The organism is Streptomyces sp., assembly GCF_036524955.1.
Taxonomy (GTDB): domain Bacteria; phylum Actinomycetota; class Actinomycetes; order Streptomycetales; family Streptomycetaceae; genus Actinacidiphila.
The window spans coordinates 1-7,808 of sequence record NZ_DATDBG010000252.1; the positions used below are offsets into that span (position 1 = coordinate 1).

Annotated in this window: 5 protein-coding genes; all 5 read left to right on the top strand. The window is 73.4% G+C overall.

Going from position 1 to position 7,808, the window contains the following annotated elements:
• Positions 1-2,032 (top strand): peptidoglycan D,D-transpeptidase FtsI family protein (locus tag VIW71_RS20080; RefSeq protein ID WP_414720789.1); only part of this gene is annotated, 2,032 nt, incomplete at its 5' end.
• Positions 2,029-3,747: a UDP-N-acetylmuramoyl-L-alanyl-D-glutamate--2,6-diaminopimelate ligase gene (locus VIW71_RS20085; RefSeq protein WP_414720790.1), complete on the top strand. Its 1,719-nt coding sequence runs from the start codon at positions 2,029-2,031 to the stop codon at positions 3,745-3,747. The genes VIW71_RS20080 and VIW71_RS20085, both read left to right, overlap by 4 nt.
• A complete protein-coding gene (locus VIW71_RS20090; protein WP_331623780.1) occupies positions 3,744-5,189 on the top strand; it encodes a UDP-N-acetylmuramoyl-tripeptide--D-alanyl-D-alanine ligase in 1,446 nt (481 codons plus the stop codon). The genes VIW71_RS20085 and VIW71_RS20090 overlap by 4 nt, the downstream gene beginning before the upstream one ends.
• The gene (gene mraY / locus VIW71_RS20095; protein ID WP_331623781.1) at positions 5,186-6,250 is read left to right on the top strand and encodes a phospho-N-acetylmuramoyl-pentapeptide-transferase; all 1,065 of its coding nucleotides are present in this window, start codon (positions 5,186-5,188) and stop codon (positions 6,248-6,250) included. Before VIW71_RS20090 ends, mraY begins: the two co-directional genes overlap by 4 nt.
• Positions 6,247-7,698, top strand: coding sequence for a UDP-N-acetylmuramoyl-L-alanine--D-glutamate ligase (murD, locus tag VIW71_RS20100; RefSeq protein ID WP_331623782.1), 1,452 nt, complete (start codon positions 6,247-6,249; stop codon positions 7,696-7,698). Before mraY ends, murD begins: the two co-directional genes overlap by 4 nt.
• Positions 7,699-7,808 lie beyond the last annotated feature (110 nt).

A 7,808-nucleotide genomic window follows, 5' to 3' on the forward strand; every position in this document is an offset into this window, starting at 1 on the left:
CGCGGCGGCGGGCGGGCCCGGACCCCGTGTGGGCGCCGCCCGCCCGCCCTTCCGCAGCAGCGGGCCCGGTGTCGGGCGGCCCCGGGGCCCCGTGACCCCGCGCGGAGCGCAGATCGTGCGGCTGGGGCGGCCGCGGCCGAGGCTGCGGCTGGTCGGAGTGGCGCTCACGCTGGTGATGGCCGCGTTCGTCGTGCGGCTGTTGCAGGTGCAGGCCGTGGACGCGTCCACGTACTCGGCCAAGGCGGCGGTGAACCGCTGGGTGACGCACGAGGTCACCGCGGACCGGGGCACGATCACGGACCGTTCGGGCGTCGCGCTGGCGGCCACCGTGGACGCGTTCGACATCACCGCGGACCCGTACCTCTTCACCCCCGCGCAGACCCGGGTGAAGGACGCCCCGCAGCAGGCGGCCGAACTGCTGGCGCCGATCGTCGGCGGGGACGCCACGAAGATCGCCCGGCAGCTCGCCACTCCGAAATCGCGGTACCAGATCCTCGCCCGCCGGCAGTCGCCGCAGGCCTGGAACCAGATCAAGGACCTCAAGCGGGCCTTCGCCGCCAAGGCGGCCCACGGCCGGGGCGCCGACGTGCTGGCCGGCGTCTTCAGCGAGCCGCACGCCAAGCGGGTCTACCCGGCCGGAGACCTGGCGGCCGGCGTCCTCGGCTTCGTCAACAGCGAGGGCCGGGGCGCCGGCGGCCTGGAGTCGCTGCTCGACCGCAGCCTCGCGGGCACCAACGGCAAGGTCAGGTACGCCCAGTCCAACGGCCGCCAGGTGCCGACCGCCGGAATGCAGGAGCACCCCGCGATCCCCGGCTCCGACGTGGAGCTGACCATCGACCGCGACATCCAGTGGGCCGCGCAGAGCGCCATCACCGCGCAGGTGCGCCAGTCCAGGGCGGACCGCGGCTACGTCATCGTGCAGGACTCCAGGACCGGCGAGGTGCTGGCCATGGCCAACGCGCCCGGCTACGACCCGGGCGACGTCTCCCGTGCCGACCCCCGCGCCCTCGGCAACGCCGCCCTGCAGGACGCCTACGAACCCGGCAGCGTCAGCAAGGTCATGTCGATGGCCGCCATCCTCGACACCGGCACCGCAACCCCCGGCACCCGCGTCACCGTCCCGGGCACCCTGCCCCGCGCGGACCGGATCTTCCACGACGACGTCGACCACGGCACCTGGTACCTCACGCTCAACGGCGTGCTCGCCAAGTCCAGCAACATCGGCACCATCCTCGCCACCCAGCAGCTCGGCCGCACGCAGCCGCGGGCGAACGCGGTCCTGCACGCGTACCTGAAGAAGTTCGGCCTGGGCAGCCCGACCGGTCTCGGCTTCCCCGGCGAGACCGCCGGCATCCTGGCCGAGCCGCAGGACTGGAACGCCTCGCAGCAGTTCACCATCCCGTTCGGCCAGGGCCTGTCGCTCAACGCCCTCCAGGCGACCTCGGTGTACTCCACGATCGCCAACGGCGGGGTCCGGGTGCAGCCCTCGCTGATCCGCGGGATCACCGGCCCCGACGGACGGTTCGTGCCGGCTCCCGCGCCGAAGAAGACCCGGGCGGTCGGTGAGCGGACCGCCAGGACCCTGGCGACCATGCTGGAGTCGGTGGTCGGCGACGAGCAGGGCACCGGCGTCAAGGCCCGGATCGACGGCTACCGGGTGGCGGGCAAGACCGGTACGGCCAACCGGGTGGACCCGCTGACCGGTCGGTACAAGGGCTACACCGCCTCGTTCATGGGCTTCGCGCCCGCCGACGATCCCCGGGTCACCGTCTCCTGCGTGATCCAGAACCCGACGCGGGGCAGCTACTTCGGCGGCCGGATCTGCGGTCCGGTGTTCAAGCAGGTCATGGAGTTCGCCCTGAAGACGCTGCGGGTGCCGCCGTCCGGGAAGCCCGCGCCGTCGCTGCCGGTCGAGTTCGACCCGGCGGAGCCGGTGACGACGGCCGGGAACGCGGCGAAACCCGCGAGCGCCGGCACCACCGGGACCGCCCCGAACGCCAGGACCACCGGGAACAGGGCAGGCCGATCATGACCGGACAGGACCGCGACCGGGGCGGCCGAGGAGACGAGCGGACAGGCCAGTCAGGGGGCGCGCGCCGAGCGGATCAGGGCCGCGACCCGCGCCACCACCCCGCGGGCTCTTTTCGCCCGCAGGCCGACCAGCCCGGTAACCTCACCGCCGTGCCCTACGCTGATCAGCCAACCCTCACCCAGCCGGGCGCGCCGCGCCCGGCGCAGCCGCGCCCCAAACCGCTGGCGGAGCTCGCCGAACGGCTCGGTACCCGCCCGCCGGAAAGCCCCGCCCTCGTCACCGGCGTCACCCACGACTCCCGCGCGGTCCGCCCCGGCGACCTCTACGCCGCCCTGCCCGGCGCCCGATTCCACGGCGCCGACTTCGCCGCCCAGGCGGCGCGGGCGGGCGCGGTCGCCGTACTCACCGACCCGGCGGGCAGCGAACGCGCCGCCGCCACCGGCCTGCCCGTGCTGACCGTGGCCGACCCCCGGGCGGAGCTGGGCGAGCTGGCCGCCGCGGTCTACGACGAACCCGGCGAGGGCCTGCTGCGGATCGGCATCACCGGCACCTCGGGCAAGACCACCACCTCCTACCTGGTCGAGGGGGGACTGCGGGCCGTCCACGGGCCCCGCACCGGGCTGATCGGCACCGTGGAGACCCGGATCGGCGACGAGCGGATCAAGAGCCAGCGCACCACCCCCGAGGCCACCGACCTCCAGGCACTGTTCGCCGTGGCCCGCGAGCGCGGCGTCGCCTCGGTCGTCATGGAGGTCTCCAGCCACGCCCTGGTGCTCGGCCGGGTGGACGGCGCCGTCTTCGACGTCGCGGTCTTCACCAACCTCAGCCCCGAGCACATGGAGTTCCACGCCGGCATGGAGGACTACTTCCAGGCCAAGGCGCAGCTGTTCACCCCGCGCCGCAGCCGGCTGGGCGTGGTCAACCTGGACGACGCATACGGCCGCCGGCTGGTCGCCGAGGCCGCCGTGCCGCTGGTGACCTTCTCCGCCGAGGGACGGCTGGAAGCGGACTGGCGGGCCGAGGACGTCGCCGCCGGGCTGCTGGGCAGCCGGTTCACCGCGGTCGGCCCCAAGGGCGAGCGGGTACGGGCCACCGCGCCGCTGCCCGGTCAGTTCAACATCGCCAACACCCTCGCCGCGATCGTCGCGCTGGCCGCCGCCGGGGTCGATCCGCAGACCGCCGCCGACGGCATCGCCGCGGTGCCCGGCGTCCCGGGCCGGCTGGAGCGGGTGGACGCCGGTCAGCCGTATCTCGCGGTGGTGGACTACGCGCACAAGACCGACGCCGTGGAGTCCGTCCTGCGCGCGCTGCGCGGCACCGCCGCAGCCCAGCACGGCCGTGTCCACGTCGTGCTGGGCTGCGGCGGCGACCGGGACCGTACCAAGCGGGGCCCGATGGGCGCGGCTGTCGCCCGGTTCGCCGACACCGCCGTACTGACCTCGGACAACCCGCGCTCCGAGGACCCGCTCGTCATCCTCACCGCGATGCTGGCCGGGGCCGCCGACGTCCCCGCGGACCAGCGCGGACACGTCATCGTCGAACCCGACCGGGCCGCCGCGGTGGCCGCCGCCGTCGCCCGGGCGCGGCCCGGCGACATCGTGCTGGTGGCCGGCAAGGGCCATGAGCAGGGCCAGGACATCGCCGGAGAGGTACGCCCCTTCGACGACCGTGAGGTGCTGCGCGCCGCGATCGAGAAGGACCAGAAGCAACCGTGATCCCCCTCACCCTCGCCGAGGTCGCACGCGCGGTCGGCGGGAGCACCCACGACATACCGGACAGCGACGTACGGGTCACCGGGCCCGTGGTCAGGGACTCCCGGGAGGTGGTGCCCGGCGCGCTCTTCGTCGCCTTCGCCGGCGAGCGGGCCGACGGCCACGACTTCGCCGCGGGCGCGGTCGCCGACGGCGCGGTCGCGGTGCTCGCCGCCCGTCCGGTCGGCGTGCCCGCGATCGTGGTGGACGACGTGCAGGCCGCCCTCGGCCGGCTCGCCGCCCACGTCATCGAGCACCTGGGCGCCACCACGGTCGCGCTGACCGGCTCGGCCGGCAAGACCAGCACCAAGGACCTGATCGCGCAGTTGCTGGACCGGCTCGGCCCGACGGTGTGGCCCGCCGGCTCGCTCAACAACGAGATCGGCCTGCCGCTGACCGCGCTGCGCGCCGACCGGCACACCCGCCACCTCGTGCTGGAGATGGGCGCCCGCGGCATCGGCCACATCCGCTACCTGACCGGGCTCACCCCGCCGCGGATCGGCCTGGTGCTCAACGTCGGCACCGCCCACATCGGCGAGTTCGGCGGCCGGGAGCAGATCGCCCGGGCCAAGGGCGAACTGGTCGAGGAACTGCCGACCGCCGAGGACGGCGGGGTCGCCGTACTCAACGCCGACGACCCGCTGGTACGGGCCATGCGGTCGCGGACCAAGGCGCGGGTGGTGCTGTTCGGGGAGAGCGAGGAAGCCGAGGTCCGCGCCGAGAAGGTCCGGCTGAACGACCGGGGACAGGCGGTGTTCTCCCTGCGAACACCCACCGGGTGCGCCGACGTGACCTTGCGCCTGTACGGTGAGCACCACGTGTCGAACGCGCTCGCCGCAGCCGCTGTCGCCCGTGAACTCGGCATGCCCGTCGAGGAGATCGCCACCGCGCTCTCCGCGGCGGGCCCGCTGTCACAGTGGCGGATGGAGGTCACCGAGCGGCCCGACGGCGTGACGGTCGTCAACGACGCCTACAACGCGAACCCCGACTCCATGAGGGCTGCCCTGCGCGCGCTCGCCGCGATGGGCAGATCCGCACAGGCTCGGGGGGGCCGTACGTGGGCGGTGCTGGGACGGATGGCCGAACTCGGCGAGCAGTCGCTCACCGAGCACGACGCGGTGGGGCGGCTGGCCGTCCGGCTCAACGTCAGCAAGCTCGTGGCGGTGGGCGGTACCGAAGCCGCCTGGCTGCAAATGGGCGCCTATAACGAGGGTTCGTGGGGTGAGGAGTCGGTGCACGTGTCCGACGCGGAGGCGGCGATCGACCTGTTGCGCAGGGAAGTGCGACCGGGAGACATCGTGCTGGTGAAGGCATCGAGGTCGGTCGGGCTCGAATCCGTCGCGCTGGCGCTGGCGGAGGCGCCCGGCGGTATCGAGGGCACGGCCCGCGAGGGTGCCGTCCGATGAAGCAGATCCTCGTCTCCGGCGTACTCGGACTCTTCCTCTCGCTGATCGGCACCCCGCTGCTGATCCGCCTGCTGGCCTCCCGGGGCTACGGGCAGATGATCCGGGACGACGGTCCGAAGGCCCACCACAGCAAGCGCGGCACACCCACCATGGGCGGGATCGCGTTCATCCTGGCCACCCTCGTCGCCTACGCGGCCACCAAGCTGATCACCGGCGAGAAGCCCAGCATGTCCGGCCTCCTGGTGCTCTTCCTGACCGCCGGGCTCGGCCTGGTCGGCTTCCTCGACGACTACATCAAGATCGTCAAGCAGCGCAGCCTCGGCCTGCGGGCCAAGGCGAAGATGGCCGGACAGCTCATCGTCGGCATCGCCTTCGCGGTGCTCGCGCTGAACTTCAGCGACTCCCGCAACCAGACCCCCGCCTCCACCAAGCTGTCGTTCACCACGGACTTCGGCTGGTCCATCGGCCCGGTCATCTTCGTGGTCTGGGCGCTGTTCATGATCCTGGCGATGTCCAACGGCGTGAACCTCACCGACGGCCTCGACGGCCTGGCCACCGGCGCCTCGGTGATGGTCTTCGCCGCGTACACCGTCATCGGCGTGTGGCAGTACGGCCAGTGGTGCGGCGCCCAGGTCAGCGCGAACGGCGCGTGCTACGAGGTACGCGACCCACTCGACCTGGCGGTGGTCGCGGCGGCCCTGATGGGCGCCTGCTTCGGATTCCTGTGGTGGAACACCTCACCGGCGAAGATCTTCATGGGCGACACCGGCTCGCTGGCCCTCGGCGGCGCCCTGGCGGGACTGGCGATCTGCTCCCGCACCGAGCTGCTGCTCGCCGTCCTCGGCGGCCTGTTCGTGCTCATCACCATGTCCGTGATCATCCAGGTCGGCTCCTTCCGGCTGACCGGCAAGCGGGTGTTCCGGATGGCCCCGCTCCAGCACCACTTCGAACTCAAGGGGTGGAGCGAGGTCCTGGTCGTGGTCCGGTTCTGGATCATCCAGGGCATGTGCATGGCGGTCGGCCTCGGCATCTTCTACGCCGGGTGGGTGGCTGCCTCATGACCGCCGCCACCTCGAACCTGAAAGGGGCGGCGGTCACCGTCGCCGGGCTCGGCGTCTCCGGTGTGCCCGCGGCCAAGGTGCTGCACGGCCTCGGCGCCGACGTGACGGTCGTCAACGGCACCGCGGGGGGGCGGCAGCGGGCCGAGGCGGCCGAACTGGAGGCGCTCGGCATCACCGTACGCCTCGGCGACGGGGACACCCTCCCGGACGGCACGGACCTGGTCGTCACCACACCCGGCTGGAAACCGAGCAGCCCGCTGTTCGCCGCCGCCGCGGCGGCCGGAGTGGAGATCTGGGGCGACGTCGAACTGGCCTGGCGGCTGCGCGGCCCGGGATCGGCCCCCTGGCTCGCGGTCACCGGCACCAACGGCAAGACCACCACCACCCGCATGCTCGCTGCCATCCTCACCGCCGCGGGTCTGCGCACGGCGGCCGTCGGCAACATCGGCGTGTCGCTGCTGGACGCGGTCCTCGGCGAGCGGGACTGCGGCCCCCATGACGTACTCGCCGTCGAACTGTCCAGCTACCAGCTCCACTGGGCGCCGAGCATCCGCCCGCACTCCGCGGTCGTGCTCAACCTCGCCCCCGACCACCTCGACTGGCACGGCTCGATGGCGGCCTACGCCGCCGACAAGGGCCGGATCTACCACGGCAACCAGGTCGCCTGCGTCTACAACGCCGCCGACCCGGAGACCGAAAGACTGGTCCGCGAGGCCGACGTCGAGGAGGGCTGCCGCGCCATCGGCTTCACCCTGAACGCCCCCCGGCCCTCCGAGTTCGGTGTGGTCGACGGCATCCTGGTGGACCGCGCCTTCGTCGCGGACCGGCAGCGCAACGCCCAGGAACTCGCCGAGACCGGCGACGTACAGCCCTCCGCGCCGCACAACATCGCCAACGCCCTCGCCGCCGCCGCCCTGGCCCGCGCCTACGGGGTCGAACCCGCCGCCGTACGCGAGGGACTGCGCGCCTTCCGCCCGGACGCGCACCGCGTCGCCGAGGTCGCCGTGGTGGACGAGATCCGGTACGTGGACGACTCCAAGGCCACCAACCCGCACGCCGCGGCGGCCTCCCTGGCCGCGTACGACTCCGTGGTGTGGCTGGCCGGCGGCCTCGCCAAGGGCGCCACCTTCGACGATCTGGTGCTCCGGGCCGCCCCCCGGCTGCGCGGCGTCGTCCTGTTCGGGGCCGACCGGGCACTGCTCCGGCAAGCGCTCACGCGACACGCGCCGCGGGTCCCGGTGCTGGAGCTGGAACGGACCGACACTGGGGCGATGGCCGCGGCCGTCGCGGCGGCGCGCGGCCTCGCGGCACCGGGCGATACGGTCCTGCTGGCCCCGGCCTGTGCGTCGATGGACATGTTCACCGACTACAACCAGCGCGGTGAACTGTTCGCCGACGCCGTACGGGAACTGTCCGGCGGCCGGCCCGACCACGACGACCACCGCTAGCCCGAGGTCCCCGCGCCCCGGGGAGCGCCGGCCCAGCGCACCACGGAGGGGACGCATGACGGCAGATCGCTCCACCACCCGCGGCGGCGTCAGCCGTCCCGCGGAACGGC